General features: G+C 63.8%; 18 protein-coding genes. 6 read left to right on the top strand and 12 right to left on the bottom strand.

The window, feature by feature from the left end; all coding sequences use genetic code 11:
• Window positions 1-17: 17 nt before the first annotated feature.
• Together EP007_RS05425 and EP007_RS05420 are read right to left on the bottom strand one after the other, a co-directional pair.
• On the bottom strand, window positions 18-701 hold the full coding sequence (locus EP007_RS05425) for a hypothetical protein (RefSeq protein WP_128476681.1): 684 nt from the start codon (window positions 699-701) through the stop codon (window positions 18-20).
• A gap of 89 nt (window positions 702-790) precedes the next feature.
• Complete coding sequence (locus EP007_RS05420) at window positions 791-1,117, bottom strand: hypothetical protein (protein WP_128476680.1); 327 nt, start codon at window positions 1,115-1,117, stop codon at window positions 791-793.
• 67 nt (window positions 1,118-1,184) lie between these two features.
• Between EP007_RS05420 and EP007_RS05415 the strand changes: the two genes are divergently transcribed.
• The gene (locus EP007_RS05415; protein ID WP_128476679.1) at window positions 1,185-2,336 is read left to right on the top strand and encodes an SPFH domain-containing protein; all 1,152 of its coding nucleotides are present in this window, start codon (window positions 1,185-1,187) and stop codon (window positions 2,334-2,336) included.
• Window positions 2,337-2,348: 12 nt separating this feature from the next.
• Here the strand turns inward: EP007_RS05415 and EP007_RS05410 are convergent, their stop codons facing one another.
• On the bottom strand, window positions 2,349-3,491 hold the full coding sequence (locus EP007_RS05410; RefSeq protein WP_128476678.1) for a thiolase family protein: 1,143 nt from the start codon (window positions 3,489-3,491) through the stop codon (window positions 2,349-2,351).
• A 467-nt stretch (window positions 3,492-3,958) separates the two neighbouring features.
• On the opposite strand from EP007_RS05410, the gene EP007_RS05405 reads away from it, so the two are divergent.
• Entirely contained in the window at window positions 3,959-5,767 is a 1,809-nt protein-coding gene (locus EP007_RS05405; RefSeq protein WP_128476677.1) for a flippase activity-associated protein Agl23, read from the top strand.
• A 56-nt stretch (window positions 5,768-5,823) separates the two neighbouring features.
• Here EP007_RS05405 and EP007_RS05400 read toward each other — a convergent pair whose 3' ends face one another.
• Window positions 5,824-6,444 carry a hypothetical protein gene (locus EP007_RS05400; protein ID WP_128476676.1) on the bottom strand — a complete coding sequence of 207 codons (621 nt, stop codon included), beginning with the start codon at window positions 6,442-6,444 and terminating at the stop codon, window positions 5,824-5,826.
• A gap of 270 nt (window positions 6,445-6,714) precedes the next feature.
• Here EP007_RS05400 and EP007_RS05395 point away from each other — a divergent pair, with 270 nt between their 5' ends.
• The 4 genes from EP007_RS05395 (at window position 6,715) to EP007_RS05380 (ending at window position 9,992) form a co-directional block, all read left to right on the top strand.
• The gene (locus EP007_RS05395) at window positions 6,715-8,106 is read left to right on the top strand and encodes an ATP-binding protein (RefSeq protein WP_128476675.1); all 1,392 of its coding nucleotides are present in this window, start codon (window positions 6,715-6,717) and stop codon (window positions 8,104-8,106) included.
• A gap of 329 nt (window positions 8,107-8,435) precedes the next feature.
• Window positions 8,436-8,711 carry a type II toxin-antitoxin system HicB family antitoxin gene (locus EP007_RS05390; RefSeq protein ID WP_128476674.1) on the top strand — a complete coding sequence of 92 codons (276 nt, stop codon included), beginning with the start codon at window positions 8,436-8,438 and terminating at the stop codon, window positions 8,709-8,711.
• A gap of 9 nt (window positions 8,712-8,720) precedes the next feature.
• Window positions 8,721-8,969 carry a type II toxin-antitoxin system HicA family toxin gene (locus tag EP007_RS05385; RefSeq protein WP_128476673.1) on the top strand — a complete coding sequence of 83 codons (249 nt, stop codon included), beginning with the start codon at window positions 8,721-8,723 and terminating at the stop codon, window positions 8,967-8,969.
• A gap of 102 nt (window positions 8,970-9,071) precedes the next feature.
• Window positions 9,072-9,992, top strand: a complete 921-nt coding sequence (locus EP007_RS05380) for an MBL fold metallo-hydrolase (RefSeq protein WP_128476672.1) — start codon at window positions 9,072-9,074, stop codon at window positions 9,990-9,992.
• Window positions 9,993-10,104: 112 nt separating this feature from the next.
• Here EP007_RS05380 and EP007_RS05375 read toward each other — a convergent pair whose 3' ends face one another.
• From EP007_RS05375 to EP007_RS05350, 8 genes are all read right to left on the bottom strand, one after another.
• Window positions 10,105-10,851 (bottom strand): hypothetical protein, encoded by a 747-nt coding sequence (locus EP007_RS05375; protein WP_128476671.1) that lies wholly within the window; start codon window positions 10,849-10,851, stop codon window positions 10,105-10,107.
• Window positions 10,852-11,043: 192 nt separating this feature from the next.
• Window positions 11,044-12,498 (bottom strand): arylsulfotransferase family protein, encoded by a 1,455-nt coding sequence (locus EP007_RS05370; protein WP_243700448.1) that lies wholly within the window; start codon window positions 12,496-12,498, stop codon window positions 11,044-11,046.
• Window positions 12,499-12,613: 115 nt separating this feature from the next.
• Window positions 12,614-13,255, bottom strand: coding sequence for a universal stress protein (locus EP007_RS05365; RefSeq protein WP_128476670.1), 642 nt, complete (start codon window positions 13,253-13,255; stop codon window positions 12,614-12,616).
• A 75-nt stretch (window positions 13,256-13,330) separates the two neighbouring features.
• Window positions 13,331-14,293 carry a DUF5787 family protein gene (locus EP007_RS05360; RefSeq protein ID WP_208023554.1) on the bottom strand — a complete coding sequence of 321 codons (963 nt, stop codon included), beginning with the start codon at window positions 14,291-14,293 and terminating at the stop codon, window positions 13,331-13,333.
• A gap of 116 nt (window positions 14,294-14,409) precedes the next feature.
• Window positions 14,410-14,568: a hypothetical protein gene (locus EP007_RS17340; RefSeq protein ID WP_166035446.1), complete on the bottom strand. Its 159-nt coding sequence runs from the start codon at window positions 14,566-14,568 to the stop codon at window positions 14,410-14,412.
• A gap of 140 nt (window positions 14,569-14,708) precedes the next feature.
• Window positions 14,709-15,188 (bottom strand): DUF7384 family protein, encoded by a 480-nt coding sequence (locus EP007_RS05355; RefSeq protein ID WP_128476668.1) that lies wholly within the window; start codon window positions 15,186-15,188, stop codon window positions 14,709-14,711.
• Window positions 15,181-15,306 (bottom strand): hypothetical protein, encoded by a 126-nt coding sequence (locus EP007_RS18105; protein ID WP_281062933.1) that lies wholly within the window; start codon window positions 15,304-15,306, stop codon window positions 15,181-15,183. The genes EP007_RS05355 and EP007_RS18105 overlap by 8 nt, the downstream gene beginning before the upstream one ends.
• Before the next feature lie 91 nt (window positions 15,307-15,397).
• Window positions 15,398-15,838, bottom strand: a complete 441-nt coding sequence (locus EP007_RS05350) for a GNAT family N-acetyltransferase (RefSeq protein ID WP_128476667.1) — start codon at window positions 15,836-15,838, stop codon at window positions 15,398-15,400.
• Between the last annotated feature and the right edge of the window lie 69 nt (window positions 15,839-15,907).

Here is a 15,907-nt window from a genome sequence, read left to right as displayed (position 1 = left end):
ATCTTCTTGAATCTGTTCTAACAACCGCAGCTACAGCTATCGTGACAGTAGTAGCCACCGGCGCCGTCGGAACGGCATGTTTCAACACACTCACGCTTGTCTAGCCAGCAGTTTCCTGCAGGAGAACAGGTGGTTCCCCCGCAGGTAGATGGACATTCGGCTCCTGCAATTTGGTTGGTGGAAACCTCTTGGGTGTACTCCATTTTGGTCGTCTCAACGGTCCCCTTGATTTGGTCGAAGCGGACGCGAGTGCTGGTACCAGAACCATCCGGTGCGTAAATCGCATACGGATCTCCGTCTTCAGGAAGATTGACCGTGAGCTTGGTTCCATCTGAGCGGAGGACAAATGTGTGAACTACGCGGTCCCCATACTTAAGAATGGCACTTCCGCTATCGTTCGTCCCCAAAGGAGCGAACGAGAACGCGGAAATGTTGGCACTCGAAATTAAGTCTTTGTTCGCAAGTTCTTCGAGGAGAAGTGTCGCATCGTTTAGTCGCTTCGGGTTGGCGGTCTTCGCAACTACCTCAAAGTCGTCGCTACTACTCGAAGCTGAAGCTGAGCCAATACTTCCGAGCCCAATGACGCTCGCAATTGTTGCGAAGGCTCCAGACTGAAGAACTCGCCGCCGACCGGTGTTAGTTCCGCGAGAATCTCCTGCAATGCTGTCCAACAACTGCTTTTTTGATGGCTTCTGAGCCATACGAAAAGAAACAATTGACAGCAGTTAATAATTTTCTAACTATTTTATATATAATAATAAATTGTTATAGGTATAGATTCCCGTATGAATTATTCTGTATCTAGATGATCGCGCATCCGCCCGGAGTACCCCAACACGACTGCCACCGCCAGCAGGGCCGCGAACCCGACGACGAGCGCGCCCTGCAGCACCGCGACGGCGGCCATGCCGACTGCACCGATGGTCCCAATCCGGTACCGATTCGTCCAGATGCCTCGCGCGCCGGTCAGTGCGAACGAGACCGTGAGCAGATACAACAGCAGTCCGGACCGGGAGAATCCGCCGCTCCCGAGCAGGACGTAGACGCCGATGAGTCCGAGGAGAACGACGACCGCAACGGAAAAGCCCTTGGCCAAGACGACGCGGGTGTTAGCCATACGTCTCGTTGTCCGGCCAGCGAGATAAACGTCAAAGGTTAAGCGTCCTTAGACTTCATTGCCCGACATGAGCAATCCGTTCTACGAACTGGGGCGACTCACCGCCGGTCGGAGCATTTCCGGCCTGCTGGCGGGCGTCGTCGCGGTTCTCACTCTCCTCGCTCTCCTCCCCGCGCTCGACGGCCCGACGATTCTCGGTCTGCTGGCGCTCGGACTCGTCCTCGCGGTCCTCGCCAGCGCAATCGAAATCGTCGGTCCCTACGAGAAGCGCGCGTTGACGGTGTTCGGCGAGTACCGGGAACTGCTGGAACCTGGCCTGAACGTCGTCCCGCCGCTCGTGAGCGAGACCCACACTTTCGACATGCGGACCCAGACGCTGGACGTGCCCGAGCAGGAGGCCATCACCGAGGACAACTCGCCCGTGACCGCCGACGCGGTCATCTACATCCGCGTGATGGACGCCGAGAAGGCGTATCTCGAAGTCGAGAACTACCAGAAGGCGGTCTCGGACCTCGCTCAGACCACCCTGCGGGCGGTCATCGGCGACATGGAACTCGACGAGACGCTGAGTCGCCAGAAGGAAATCAACGCTCGTATCCACGAGGAGTTAGACCGGCCGACCGACGAGTGGGGCGTCCGCGTCGAGAGCGTCGAGGTCCAGTCGGTAATGCCCACGCCGACGGTCATGAGCGCGATGGAGCAACAGACCGCGGCCGAGCGCCGCCGCAGAGCGATGATTCTGGAAGCGCAGGGCGAGCGCCGGAGCGCCGTCGAGCGCGCACAAGGCGAGAAGGCCGCGGGCGTCATCCGCGCACAGGGCGAAAAGCAGAGCCAGATTCTGGAAGCGCAGGGTGACTCGATTTCGACCGTCCTCGGGGCGCGCTCGGCCGAGTCGATGGGCGAGCGCGCGGTCATCGACAAGGGGTTGGAGACGCTCGACGCCATCGGTCAGGGCGACTCGACCAGTTTCGTCCTGCCCCAAGAACTCACCTCGATGGTCGGTCGCTACGGGAAGCACCTGACGGGAAGCGACGTGAAGGCGGCCGACGGCGAACTCGACAGCCTCGACTTCGACGCCGAGACGGAGGAACTGCTCGGACTGGACGACATCGAGGAGATGCTGGCCGAATACGACGACGGAGCGACCGAGAGAAAAGACGAACTCCCCGAAAAAGACGCCGAGTTCGACGACGAGGTAGAAGTCGAGCGCGAGCGCTGAACGGTTGAGCGATTATCGGCGCTCGAAAGTCATCGCCGCGCCCTGCCCGAACCCGACGCAGAGGGTCGCAAGCCCCTTCGTCGCGTCCTGTTTCTGCATCTCGTGGATGAGCGTCACGGGGAGGCGAGCGCCGGAGGCCCCCAGCGGGTGGCCGATGGCGATTGCGCCGCCGTTGACGTTGAACTTCTCGTCCGGGACGCCGAGTTCGTTCTTGGCGTAGACGGTCTGGCTGGCGAACGCCTCGTTGAGTTCCACGAGGTCGAACTCCTCGATGGATTCGCCGGTGCGCTCCAGCAGTTCCTTGGTCGCGGGGACCGGGCCGATGCCCATCACGGTCGGGTCCACGCCCGTGACGTTGTTGTCACCGACATACGCGAGTACGTCGAGACCGTGTTCCTCGGCGAAGGCCTCGCTGGTGACGAGCGTCGCGGACGCCCCGTCGGAAATCTGCGAGGAGTTGCCGGGCGTGACCGACCCGTCGGCCTTGAACACCGTGGGGAGTCCCGAGAGGGCTTCCATCGACGTGTCCGGACGGATGCCCTCGTCTTCCTCGACCAGTCCGTCGTCGGTCTCGATGGGGACGATTTCGTCGTCGAACCGGCCCGACTCGGTGGCCTCGGCGGCGCGCTGTTGGCTTCGGAGCGCGTACTCGTCCTGTTGCTCGCGGGAGACGCCGTACTCCTCGGCGACCTTCTCGGCGGTCATTCCCATCGAGAGTTCGCCGACGTTGTAGTGTTCGGCCATCCGAGGGTGGACGTTGCCGTAACCCTGGCTCATCGGGATTCGGCTCATGTTCTCGACGCCGCCCGCGATGATGGCGTCGCGCTGGCCCGCTCGGATGGCGTCGCTCGCGCTGATGATGGCCTGCATCGAGGAGGCGCACCAGCGGTTGATGGTCGTCGCGGGCACGCCCTCGCCCAACTCCGAGAGGAGCGCGATGACCCGCGCGACGTTGTTGTCCTGTTCCTCGCGCTGCTGGGCACAGCCCCACATCAGGTCGTCGATGTGGTCGCCGTCCAGCCCCGTCTCGTCGAGGATGGTGTCTACGAGCGGTACCGAGAGGTCTTCACTCCGGGTGTCAGCGAAGACGCCGTCTTCCTTACCTTGCGGCGTTCGAATGGCCTTAGCGATGACTGGAGTGGTGTCGTCTCCCATGTCCCTGTATCGCGTCTCTACGGTCTTAAATGACAGTAGAACTCGGTCCCCGTGGCGCGGAGTTTCCGCGCGCTCCGATTGCTACGCGTCGTCGTCCCCTAACAACGCCTGAGCGGCCAGCGTCGTGACGACGGAGAACCCTACGACGAGGGGTTCCATCGCTAGTCCGAGACGAGTGTGTCCAAAACGGTCGGCGCTGGCCAGTGTCGTAAAACGTCCCGTCGCACTCCGAGTAGACCCGACAGTCCGAAGCATGTGCCCTCGCGCGCCCCGCTTTCGTTGAAGCGATTCCGCGAGCCAGTCACCCGGTGAGAAACGTCCGCCAAAGACGCCCTTCGAACGCGTCGGTCCAGAAACTATTTGTCCGAACCCGCGGCTATACCTGTGCAATGACTGCCTCCGCTCGCGCCGTCCGCCGACCGACCGCCCTCCATCGCACGCCCACTCGGGGCACCGACACCTGAACGATGGCATCGCAAACCGAAACCTCCGACACCGCCGTCTCGACCGCTGATGCCCGCGAGACGCTGACCGGTTACGCCTCCCGGACCCAACTCGTCGTCGTCGCAATCGCGGCCGTCGCGCTCCTCGCGCGCTTCGTGGAACTCGGGACGCGCGTCGCCCATCAGGACGAGGCCCGCGTCGCCTACTGGGCCTACCGCTTCATGGAAAACGGCGCCTACGAGTATCGGCCCATTGTCCACGGACCGTTCCTGACCATCGTGGACGGCCACCTGTTCAGTCTGTTCGGAGCCTCGGACTTCACGATGCGGTTCATCGTCGCGCTACTCGGGGGTCTGCTCCCCCTCACCGCGCTCCTGTTCCGCCAGCGCCTGCGGGACTCCGAAACGGTCGCGCTGGCGCTCCTGCTGGCGTTCAACCCAATTCTGCTCTACTACTCGCGGTTCTACCGCAACGACCTCCTGCTGGCGGGGTTCATGCTCGCCGCGTTCGGCTTCTTCGTCCGGGCGTACGACCACCGGCGGCCGGTCTTCCTCTACGCCGGAACCGCCGCGTTCGCACTGGCGTTCACGACCAAGGAGAACGCGCTGGTGTATCCGGTCTGCTGGCTCGGAGCCGTGGCCCTGCTCTGGGACCACCGCCTGTTCACCGAGCGCGCTGGCGAGCGCGGCCTGCTGTCGGCCGTCGGCGACCGACTGAGAGCGACCGCGCGCGGACTCTTAGACTGGTGGTCCCACCTCACGCTCGCCGTCTTCGAGTTCTTCGCCATCGTCGTGTTCTTCTACGCGCCACGCAACACCGACCGTATCGCCGAACACCCCAGCAAGTTCGTGGACAGCGACGTACCGGGTCTCTACGAGGCGCTCGGGAACCCGACCCTGCTCCCGGCGGTCATCGAACACGCGACCCTCGGCTCGTGGAACGACTTCTTGGGGAAGTGGGGCGAGGGCAATTCCGAGTCGTACCTCGGCGCGCTGAAGGCGCTCTGGCCGGTTCTGGAGGCGGGGGCTATCGCTCTGCTCGCGTTCGCTATCCTCGGGTTCGTCGTGGACCGCTACGTCGGCGAGCGCCCAAACGACGTGGTGTCGTTCGCGGCCTACTGGGGATTCGCTAGCCTCCTCGGCTACCCCGTCATCGTGGACAACCCCTTCCCGTGGGAGGTCATCCACATCATCGTCCCGCTGGTGATTCCGGCCGCCGTCGGTCTCGCGCTCGTCGCCCGACTCGGCGTCGATAGCCTGACCGACGGCGACGCGGTTTCGGCGACGGCGGCCGCGTTGGTACTGCTTCTGGTGACCGCACAGGTCGGTGCGACTGCGGTCGGCACCTCGTACCTCGACGCCCAGAGCGACGACAACGAACTCGTCCAGTACGCTCAGTCTTCGAGCGAGATGAAACCGTTGCTCGGCGAGATTCGGGAGGTGACAGAGACCAACGAGGGTATCGACGTGACGTACTACGGCGACAAGTTCCACTCGGCCGACGAGTCATCCCACGACGTTCCGCCCACCCCACGCGGGTCTGGATGGTTCGCCCGACTACCCTTCGCGTGGTACCTCGAAACCTTCGGCGCGGAACACGACAGCACGAACCGCGAGGAGATAATCGCCGACATGGACGACAAGCCGCCGGTCGTCATCACGCTCGGCGCGGCGGCCACCTGTTCGGAAAGCTACGACAGCGCCAGCGACATCGACCAGCACATGGACGGCTACGAGCGCCACGAAGTCCAGCGATATCTTCACGACAGCGGATGTACCATCAGTACGGTCGTCGTCTACGTGGACGAGGACACTCCGAGAGAGGACTCGTAATTTCGACTCGAAGAATTGGGGACGGTCCGGACCGTCTCGACGCCGAAACGGCCGATTCAGGCGCAGTCAGTTCCGGGACAGCTATCCGTACAGTCTTGATTGAGGGTTTCGCAGTCGTAGCTTCCGTCCGCGTACAGACAGCACCGCTCTTCGATTTCAAACCCGGCGTGACAGTTCTTGCTGCAGTCCGGAGTCGGTGCCATACACTGACAGTAGCCGTCACAGTAGGTGTTTGTGCTACAGTCTATCATCGGTTGGACGTCGCCGTCCTCGAAGTGGCGGTTGCCTGAGTCGGTCTTCTCGACGGCGAACGAGCGGTCGGCCTGCGGGAGGACGTGGACCTCAATTTCGCGGTCGGCGTCCTCGCGTTCGGCGACGATGTGGGCGGTCGCCACGCCGTCTTCCTCATCGGGGAACGACCGCACTTCGTCGAAGTCCGCGGCGTCGAGGTCCGTCGAGATACCCTCCGCTTCGAGTTGCGCTTTGATCGACTCGCCGTAGCCTGCCAGCGCCTGTTGGATGGCGTCGTCAGTTGCGAACGTCTCGGCGGCGCGTCGCATCTCGATGGAGCGCTCCACGTCGTTGGTTTCCCCAGTGGTCGCACTCGCCGACCCGAGACCGGACATTCCAATCGCCGCTCCAGCGCCGATACCTTTCAGAACTGTTCGCCGACTCATTCGTCCGTTATCGTTGTTTTCCGACATACACTTCTTATCTGTAGGAAAACTACTTAAATTTATTTCTCAATAATTTATTCGAATGTGTCTCGGTAGTAGGCCCTCGATTTGTTTCGGGCGACCTTGACCGGGATGGCCGCTCTCGCACGGACAGTCGGTCTACGGACGTGACGCACCTGACGCGCTCCGGTTATTTCCTCCGTGCGGGGCGGCCCGGACCGACGACGCCTTCGACGCGCTTAAGCACCTTTGGCGTCAAAACTCCGGGGAATGAGCGACGCGGCACTGGATGTCGTCGAGTTTCTGCTCACCGCGAGCCTCTACAACGACAATCGAGAGTTAGACGAGAACGACCTTCCCCCGCGCTACCGGCAGGTGTTCTGGCCCGACGGGACCACCGACGACGGTCCGGACCGGCCGGGGAGCGACGACTCACCGCTGGGCATCGAGCGCCCGATTCGGGCGACCATCGACACCGCTCGGCGAGCGACGGGGGTCGAGAACCCGTGGAGCGCGATTTCGGAACTCATGTTCAGCGACCGCGACGAGTTCTCCGGCGCGCTCGAACTGACCCAGCGCGAGATGGCCGAGGAGTGGTTCCTTGAGCGCGGCGAGGAGCGAGTCCTCCACAATCCCGTGCTGGCGTACGCCTTCGCCGAGGAGGTCGAGGAAGCCGACTACGAGGCGGCCCGCGAGGCCAACCGACCCGTGCAGGCCGACCGCGCGTGGATAGACGGCCTGCTCACCCAATACTTCGCAGACGAGGAAGAAGAGGAAATGCTGGACCTCGTGGACATCCGCGCGCCCGAGGAGATAGAGACCACGCTCGACGATCTCGTGCTGACCGAGGACCAAGAGGCCGAGATTCACAAAATCGTGAAGGCCATCGAGCATCGGGAGTATCTGGCCCAAATCGGACTGCGCGAAATCGGGAAACTCCTGTTCGTCGGCCCGCCGGGGACCGGCAAGACCTCGACCGCTCGGGCGCTGGCCTACGACTTGGACCTCCCGTTCGTGGAGGTCAAACTCTCGATGATCACCAGCCAGTATCTCGGCGAGACTGCCAAGAACGTCGAGAAGGTGTTCGAGGTAGCCAAGCGACTCTCGCCCTGTATCCTCTTTATGGACGAGTTCGACTTCGTCGCCAAGACCCGCGCGAGCGACGAACACGCCGCCATCAAGCGGGCGGTCAACACCCTCTTGAAGTCCATCGACGATATCAGCCTGATTCAGGACGACGTGTTGCTCATCGGCGCGACGAACCACCCCGACCAACTCGACGCCGCGGCGTGGCGGCGCTTCGACGAGATTGTCAACTTCCCGAAACCCGACCGAGGGATGCGCTCGGACATCCTGCGACTAATCACCCGGCCGATGGACATCGTGGATTTCAACCCCGACGAACTCGCCGAGGAGACCGAGGGCCTGACCGGGAGCGACCTCCGGATGGTCCTGCGCGAGGCGGTGCTGGACGCGCTGACCGAGGAGCGGACCGCGCTCACCCAGGAGGACTTCACGGCGGCCGTCCGTGACTTCGAGGAGCGCGACAACCTCAAGGACCTCGACATGATCGAGGGCGACCACGACGCGCTGGTGGCCGGTGGCGACATCTCGGGGTCCGGTGACGCGAGCGCGGACGGCGGGCACTCTCACGACCACTGAGACGGCTTCCGGCGACTCTCTCGTCTGGCGGGGATGTCGGTTCTTTTCACTTGGAGTAGCTGTCACTTCGGAAATCGCGTTCATGTGGTGCCTCTATCGGTCCCGATATTCGAACGTCGAATACATCTGTCTCTCTGACATAACAATCATGACTAAATAGTCACAGTCATTTGTTTCTGATCTCTATAGTCACTCGAACTCGTTCGATGAATCTCCGGAAACCTCTCCCGTCGGTCGAGGTGGCGAGAAAATCACTGAGAACTGTCGGAACCGTCGCACGCACTGCGCTCCCACAGGATTATATCCCCATCTCTCGTAACTCGGGGACGATGGGTACCGGTCCCGAACCGACCATTACGCTCACGAAGGAAGACGACTGGTGGGTGGCCAGAGACACCGAGACCGGCGTCACCTCTCAAGGGCCGACTCGTGAAGGGGCCTTAGAAAACCTCGACGAGGCGGTCGCTCTCCACCGAGGTGATGCGGGAGAACCAATCGACTCGTGGGACGAGGAGCGCGAAGCGCTGGAAGCGCTCGGAATCGACTCCGACGAGGTTGCGGACGGCCGCGAGAACTCCTCCGAACTGCCCGATTGCATGCGGTAGGTGCCGGAGATGCCGCCCACGGATTTCTCCGGCCGTGACATTGTCAAAGCCCTTACGAAGAATCGATTCCACCTCACGGACCGAACCGGGAGCCACGTCAAACTCCGGTACGAACATCCGACGAATCCGGACGACGTGCGCGTCGTCACTGTCCCGATGCACGACAGCGTGAAGATCGGGACGCTACGGAACGTCGCTCGGCAGTGTGGTGCGGATGACTTCGAGGAGTGGTGTCGGTGGGTCGAACACAACCGATGATTTTCCGAGCGAGACTGCTCGTTCCGTCACCCCGAACCCGGTCTTCGCGTCCGACCCGCCGTCCCGGAAAGCTTTGTACCCCAAGCGACTACGCGAAACTAGATGCAGGTCACGTTGCTCGGAACCGGAGACACGACCGGCACGCCCACGCCCGACTGCGACTGCGACACCTGCCGCGAGGCCCGCAATCCGGGCGAGACCACGCGTCGCCGACTGCGCGAGCGCGGAATCGACGCGAGCGACGGCGTCGAACGCTCTAGATTCTCGGTCCACGTCCGCAACGAACGCACCGACGAAGCCCTCCTGATAGACGCCAGCCCCGACTTCCGCCACCAGTTTCTGACTCACGATGTCGGACTCCCCGACGAGGTCCTCATCACCCACATTCACTTCGACCACCTCGACGGACTGGGCAACGCCTACCGACTGTTCGACGACCTGCCGGTCCACGCCGTTGGTGAGCAAAGCTCACCAGCCCGTCAGACGCAGTCTGACGACGCCGACGAGAGAGACCCCCTGACTGGCGAGAGCGTCGCCGATACGATTCGCTCGAAGTACGACTACCTCGACCGGGTGACAGTCCACGACCGCGCGCCCCTCGAACCGTTCGAGGTCTGCGGCCTCGAAGTCACCCTCGTGCCGGTCGAACACCCGCCGATGCTCTGCTACGGCGTCGTCGTCGAGGACCCCGAAACCGGCGCAAAGCTATCGCTGACGGGCGATACGAACTACGACGTGCCCGAGCAGAGCCGCGAACGCTTGGCCGACGCCGACCTCCTGCTCGCCGACGGCATCGTCCCTGCGCACCTCTGTGAACACCACCCGATGGGCGGAGACCACCACGGGCCGGACGGGGTTCCCCGAACCTTCGGCACCAAGCACATGACCCGCGAGGGCGCGCTGGCGCTCGCCGACGAACTCGACGCCGACGAGACTCGACTCGTTCACCTCGCGCACTACTACCCCGTCGAGGAAGCCTTCGAGGAACCGCTCGCGGTGGACGGCGAGCAGTACGAACTCTGAGCACACTTCGACGGGGTTCAGGACACTGTCGCGGCTCGACCTCCGGTCCCACCCGAAACGACACGTAGAATCAGTGGATACGAAAACAACAGAGGAGAAGTAGAACGCCGGATTAGGAGAGGTCGCCCTCGACGTGCGAGTACGTGATCGTATCGTTCACGGTTGACTCCGTCGTATCGACCTCCCATGTGAAGTCGATACAGTCGTCCCACTCGGCCACTCCGTCAGAGTTGAAGGCGGCGGTCGCGTCGATAGACACGAACTCGTCCCGCAGGCCGTCGTTGAAGTCGTACTCGTTCTTGAACAGTTCGTTGCCCAACTCGGTGTAGTTGTTGATGTCGAGGTTGCTCTCAGTGCTCGACTCCGAGCGGGACACAGTGCTTGCGGCTTCGACACTGACCGACGTATCGGTTCCAACACTGATACTTCCGCCGCTTGTCGCGGAGAATCCAAGCGTGTACGTCGAGCTACCGATGGTACTCTCGGGACCCATTGCCACTTTTCCGTTATCGCCCTCTAACAGAGTGGCGTCGTTGTACCCGTCCATCTTGATTTTGGCGTAGTTGTGTGACGGACCTTCTGCGCCGATCTCGATAACGGCACGTCCCACCCGGACTCCATCACGGTCGAGTCCAGTGTCTGAGTAGGGACGATACAGGTCGTAGTCCACGTCGACGTACATGCCGTCCTTGGTACTGCCACCAACGTACGTCTGGATTTTCTCGAAGTCGTTGTTCAGGTCAAAACTCTCCTCAGCTTTCGCCGTGGAAGTCATCGAGGAGAGCGTGACCCCACCTGCGAGAGCGACTCCGGAGGTTGTCAGGAACTTGCGCCGACCGACGTTGCTATTATCGGACATGCGATTAAAGCATACAGTGAAAAAATTTTAAAATTTGATATTTTTAATATATAGTTTTATTACTTTAGCAGTGGGTTATGTTACCATTAGGTGCCTGTTGTAAGTCGGGGAAAAATCTTATTCCGACAGTTGGTGATCTATCCAACCAATCCCCTGGTAAAGGGGCTCACCAGTGACGGAACGACGACCTCGCTACCGACGTCGGCCCATCCCCGTCCCGAGCGCGACGAACAGGCCTGCGAGCGCCGCGAGCGGTCCGAATCCGGGGACGCCGGTCGAAGTCGGGTCGTCGTCTCCGCCGTCGCTCCCGATGTTCGTTTCGTCGCTCTCCTCGCCGGTGGATTCGGCGTCGTCGCTCGTCGCGTCCGTTCCGCCGTCGCTCTCGCCGGATTCGTCGTCCAGCGCGCTCTCGGTGGTGCCGTTAGCGAGGCCGCTGACGTTTTCGAGGACCGCGTGGCACTCACTCAGTCGGCTCTGGTTCTTGTGGAGGTCGCTGTCGCCGCGGATTTCGTGAGTCCCGGTGGCGTTGAGGTCCATCGCGGTCGGGCCGCCGTGTTCTCCTGCCGGGATGCGGGCGGCGTCGTACACCAACCACGGCGCGTAGAACTCCCAGACGACTTCGCCCTCGGGGGTCACTTCCAGCACGCGGTGGTTGCTGGAGTCGGTGACGAGGGTGTTGCCGCTGGGCAGTCGGTCGGCGTCGCGGGGCCAGTTCAGGTCGCCCGTCAGCGTCCACGTCCGGTTCCACCCGTCGCCGTCCGTCAGGTCCCCGTCGGGATTCGCATACTCTACGATGCGGTCGTTCTCGCTGTCGCCGACGATGAGCGTCGGCGTCCCGTTCCCGCTTTCGAGGTAGTCGGGGTTGTGTTGCTCGTTGAGGATGTCCGTCTCGCCGTCCTCGCCAAGTGTCATGGCGATGTCGTTCGTCGAGCGGTTCACGACGATGGCTTGGTCGAAGTTCCGCGGCGAGGCCAGATAGAGACCGTCGCTGATTTTGTCCACGTCGTTGACGTGGGTCCAGTCGTCGGTGTAGTTTTCTTCGAGGTTCTGGGGTTCGTAGTGGTCGTCGAATCGCCACTCCCACTCGATTTCCTCGGTCGTGCGGTTGTAGACGAAAATGCGGTCGTCGTTGCGCTCGGCGCTGGCGTTGTAGTTGCGCATGTTCGCCAGCAAAATCGCTTCCCCGTCGTTGATGAGGTCGGCGTCGTGGGTGTCGCCGAGGTCGAAGGTCTTCGACCAGACGCGCTCCTGTGTGTCGGGGTCGAACTCGTAGACCAGCGTCTCGTGGCCGCGGGTCGTCGCGGTGACGAAGAGGTTGCCGTTGTCCATCGGGTCCACGTCGTAGCCCCAGACGACATCGTACTTCTCGGCGCTCTGGTGGACCCACTCGATGTCGCCGCTCGGACCGACGCCGACGAGTTTCGCCGGGCGCTTGCCACCGTCCTGCCCGAACTCGAAGCCCTGCACGCTGATGACAGTCGTACCGTTCGCTGGTGAGGTCACGGTTCCCGCGCAGGGACCGGGTGACCCTTGGGACGCGACCGGGCGCGCATCGGCGCTCGGCGCACCCGCGACCGGGACCACCATCGACAGACAGCACAACACGGCTACTGCGGCGGCGAGCGGCCGCCGGGAGGTCGCTTGCATGGGACCGACTATCGGCGGTCGTCGGTTTTTACCTACTGGTTAGAGCGCGATTACTCGGCGAAAACTCTATGTTTGGCGTGGGGCCGCCGTAGTTACTCGGCGCGAAAACCTCACTCTACGTTCCGATTCGGGCCAGTCGCGCGTCGCCGGAGGCGGCGTCGATGTGGACGTTGAACGTCTCGCCCGTGGTCGTCTCGACCCGGACGAGCCACGTATTGCTCTCCCGATAGGGGTCCTCGGGCACGGCGGCGACCTCGTGGCCCTCGTCGGCGACGACCTGCTCGGCGCGCTCGACTGCGGCCTCGCCGTCGCGGACCGCCCGGCGTTGGCGCGCGAGGTTGACCGTCAACACCGGCACCTCGCTGGTCCGGACGACCTGTTCGGTCACGCTCCCGAGGACGTAGCGGTCCACGCCCGACCGGCCGTGAGTTCCCATCACGACCATGTCCGCGTCCTCTTCGTCGGCGTAGTCCACGATGGCCTGTGCTGGTTTCCCCTCTTCGATGGCCGTGACGACTTCGACGCCGCGATCTTCGCCCGCCTCCGCGACCTGTCGGGTCGCTTCCTCGCCCTCCTCGCGGCGCGCCTCGCGGGTCTCCTCGCGCCCGGACTCGGAGGGCTGGTAGTCCAGCGCGCGCTCGTCCACGACGTAGAGGGCGTGAACCGTGGCGTCGGCGAGTTCGGCAACGCTCATCGCCTGCGTGACTACCGGGCGCTGCTCGCTGCCGTCGGTCGGGACCAGAATCCGGTCGTACATGCTCGGACGTTCGACCTTCGGCGCAAAAATACCTCGGTCGTTCGTGCGGTACCGGTGGACATTGTTCGGTGAACGTCACCCAAACCGGTCCAATCCCGACTGCCGCCGCGCCTTCCCCTCCGGGTCGGCGACCCACGGCGTCCGGCCGTCGCGCGCCTCGTCGGGGTCCACTGCGGGAGCCTCGGCGGGGTCGTGGCTCGGACAGTCCGGGCCGCAACGCGCCGGATTCACGATCCGGCCCTTCCAGCGGCAGAACGGCAGGCCCTCGCTCCCCTCGCGGGCGACCGCTTGTGCCTCCGCGCAGGCCGGGAGCGCGTCGGGTCGCCACCCCTTGCCGTAGGCGCGCTCGGCCATCCGGCGGCGCTGGCGGGCCTTCGCCTCGGGCGGCACCGCGGCCACATCGGTCCGGAGCGGATGCTCGTCGAGGAGTTCGACGCCCCAGTCGTCGGCGTCGAGCGCCGTCGCCTCCCGGACCACCTTGCGCTCGCCCGACTCGGGGTCGAATCGCCAGACGCCGACTGCCTCGGGAATCCGGTTGAGGTGCGCGCCGGTGACGTAGCTCTCGGTGGCGAGGATTACCTCGTCGGCAAGCGCGACGCTTACGTCCTTTCGGAGTTGGAGACGGAGGTCGCCGGGGTCGCCAAGGTCCGGTTTGTTCTCGATGGCGACGAGTCGCCCGAACCAGTCGTCGGGGTAGCGCGCGGCCCGCCGGACGCCGCCGCCCACCGCGCGCTCGAAGAAGCCGATTTCGACCGCGCGCTCGGCGATGCTCCGAGCGCGCTCCGGCCGGGCGTCGATGACTCTTGCGGGGTCGCGCGCCTGCCCGACCCCCACATCGCTCTCGATGGCCGGGTCCGGAATCCGCTCGGGCGTCAGCGCGGCGCGCTCGTCCATCTCCGGGCCGGGTTCGACCAACAGCACGTCGAGGACGCGGTTCGACGGCGCGCGGACCCCGCCGCCGATTTGCCGGGCGACGACGGCCTCCGCGCGGGCTTCGAGGTGCGCGCACAGCGCCAACTCGAAGGGGTACTCTCGCACGGACTCGACTCGGGACCGCGAGGACAAAAAGTCTCGCTCGCCCGCGCGCATCGCGGAAGTCGTCGGTTCCGCCTCGTCTCCGAGGCGCGCCTTATCCCGACTGAACCCTCTCGGACTCACCGTTTGAGCAGTGCAACCACGGCGCGGACGACGACCAGCGGAAGCGCGAACGTTGCGCGGATTGGGGCGGCCCACGCGACGAGCAGGACCGGGAGCGTGAGCCGAGTGAGTCCCGCGGCGATGCGACCGCCACGGAGTTGCGCGTATAGTTTCATCGCTCTGCCCTCACCTGTCGATGGGAGCGCCGACTCCCAAAAGTGCAATCTGAATAATGTTTCTGTAGTCGGCGTTACCGGAATCGAGTTCTGTAGAAGAGCGGTCTATTTCCCAGATATCCGTCGTCGGAGACGCCGCGCTACTCCCGCAACTCTCGGTCCGGACCGGGGTATTCCCCGCCCTCGACGGCCTCGTAGAGCGATTCGGCGTCGAACAGCGCGGCGAACCCCTCGGGGGTCTTGACGCTGACGTTCAGGCGCGACCCGAACGTCGCGCTCGCGTCTGCGCTCCGGAGTCCCTCGTCGTAACTCAGAATGTGGGCGGCCTGCCCCCGGTACGCGCTCGCCAGCGCCGGGTGGTCGCCGCGGGGATGCTCGACTTCGACGCGTACCTCTTCGATTCGCTCGCGCCACGCCGCCGCGAGGTCGGCGTCCGCCAGGTCGGCGACGACGGCCTCGGCGTCGTCGAGCAGGTGGTCGCTGGCGACGAGTTCGACCCACGAGTGGCCACGGACGGCGTCCAGCGCCTCGCGCGCGGTCCCGCCGACCAGCAGGTCCGCGGCGAGCACGTCGGCGTCCGCGACGATTCGGGCCGGGTTCGTCTCGGGCGTCTCAGGCATCGTCGCCCTCCTCGGGGTCTTCGGCGGCGTTCTCCCTGCGCGCGTCGAGCGTCGCGCGTATCGTCTCCACGTCGGTTTCGGACTCCGCGGCGCGCTCGAAGAGGTCGGCCCAGTTCATGCTCGGAGATGGGGCGCGTGCGGTGAAAAGTCCTCTCGACTCTCCCCGATTCGTCTTTGGAACTGGTCGCCCGTAACACCGAGCGCCCGCGTCACGACTCGTCGTGCGCGTACGTCATCCTGACCAGTTCCTCCGTGGTGCCCTCGGGAACCTCGAACTCGGGACCGAACAGTTCGAATCCCACCGACTCGTAAAACGGAACCAGACCCTCCCGACAGAGTAGCGAGAGGCCCGGAACCGACTGCAAGTCCGGGTGGTCGCGGACCGCTTCCATCAGGACCTCGCCGAGACCGTCGCCCCGGCGGTCGGCCGCGACGATAACGTCGAAGACGTTGGCGTAGTAGTTGTAGTCGGTCAGGACTCGCGCCGCGGCGACGAGTCGGCCGTCGCTCCACACGCCGACGGCGACCTCGGTTTCGGCCAGCGCGTCGCGGACTCCCTCGACCTCGCGGTCTTCCCACCAGTCGTACTCCGCGTAGAGCGCGGTCAGTTCCGGGGCGTCCTCCGGCGTCAGGTCGCGGACTGCTGGCATTGCTCGAAGCGAGCGCCGCCGAGCAAAAATCGCTACCGGCCGTGTGCGAACTACTCGCAAAAAGGGTCG

It is taken from the genome of Halorussus pelagicus (assembly GCF_004087835.1).
Classification (GTDB): Archaea; Halobacteriota; Halobacteria; order Halobacteriales; family Haladaptataceae; genus Halorussus; species Halorussus pelagicus.
Note: the sequence above shows the minus strand (reverse complement) of the source record. Positions and strands in the feature narration are given on the sequence as shown.

Excerpts from the sequence above, each read along its gene's own strand:
- EP007_RS05425 (WP_128476681.1), bottom strand. The coding sequence starts at position 701 with ATGGCTCAGAAGCCATCAAAAAAGCAGTTGTTGGACAGCATTGCAGGA.
- EP007_RS05420 (WP_128476680.1), bottom strand. The coding sequence starts at position 1,117 with ATGGCTAACACCCGCGTCGTCTTGGCCAAGGGCTTTTCCGTTGCGGTC.
- EP007_RS05415 (WP_128476679.1), top strand. The coding sequence starts at position 1,185 with ATGAGCAATCCGTTCTACGAACTGGGGCGACTCACCGCCGGTCGGAGC.
- EP007_RS05410 (WP_128476678.1), bottom strand. The coding sequence starts at position 3,491 with ATGGGAGACGACACCACTCCAGTCATCGCTAAGGCCATTCGAACGCCG.
- EP007_RS05405 (WP_128476677.1), top strand. The coding sequence starts at position 3,959 with ATGGCATCGCAAACCGAAACCTCCGACACCGCCGTCTCGACCGCTGAT.
- EP007_RS05400 (WP_128476676.1), bottom strand. The coding sequence starts at position 6,444 with ATGAGTCGGCGAACAGTTCTGAAAGGTATCGGCGCTGGAGCGGCGATT.
- EP007_RS05395 (WP_128476675.1), top strand. The coding sequence starts at position 6,715 with ATGAGCGACGCGGCACTGGATGTCGTCGAGTTTCTGCTCACCGCGAGC.
- EP007_RS05390 (WP_128476674.1), top strand. The coding sequence starts at position 8,436 with ATGGGTACCGGTCCCGAACCGACCATTACGCTCACGAAGGAAGACGAC.
- EP007_RS05385 (WP_128476673.1), top strand. The coding sequence starts at position 8,721 with ATGCCGCCCACGGATTTCTCCGGCCGTGACATTGTCAAAGCCCTTACG.
- EP007_RS05380 (WP_128476672.1), top strand. The coding sequence starts at position 9,072 with ATGCAGGTCACGTTGCTCGGAACCGGAGACACGACCGGCACGCCCACG.
- EP007_RS05375 (WP_128476671.1), bottom strand. The coding sequence starts at position 10,851 with ATGTCCGATAATAGCAACGTCGGTCGGCGCAAGTTCCTGACAACCTCC.
- EP007_RS05370 (WP_243700448.1), bottom strand. The coding sequence starts at position 12,498 with ATGCAAGCGACCTCCCGGCGGCCGCTCGCCGCCGCAGTAGCCGTGTTG.
- EP007_RS05365 (WP_128476670.1), bottom strand. The coding sequence starts at position 13,255 with ATGTACGACCGGATTCTGGTCCCGACCGACGGCAGCGAGCAGCGCCCG.
- EP007_RS17340 (WP_166035446.1), bottom strand. The coding sequence starts at position 14,568 with ATGAAACTATACGCGCAACTCCGTGGCGGTCGCATCGCCGCGGGACTC.
- EP007_RS05355 (WP_128476668.1), bottom strand. The coding sequence starts at position 15,188 with ATGCCTGAGACGCCCGAGACGAACCCGGCCCGAATCGTCGCGGACGCC.
- EP007_RS18105 (WP_281062933.1), bottom strand. The coding sequence starts at position 15,306 with ATGAACTGGGCCGACCTCTTCGAGCGCGCCGCGGAGTCCGAAACCGAC.
- EP007_RS05350 (WP_128476667.1), bottom strand. The coding sequence starts at position 15,838 with ATGCCAGCAGTCCGCGACCTGACGCCGGAGGACGCCCCGGAACTGACC.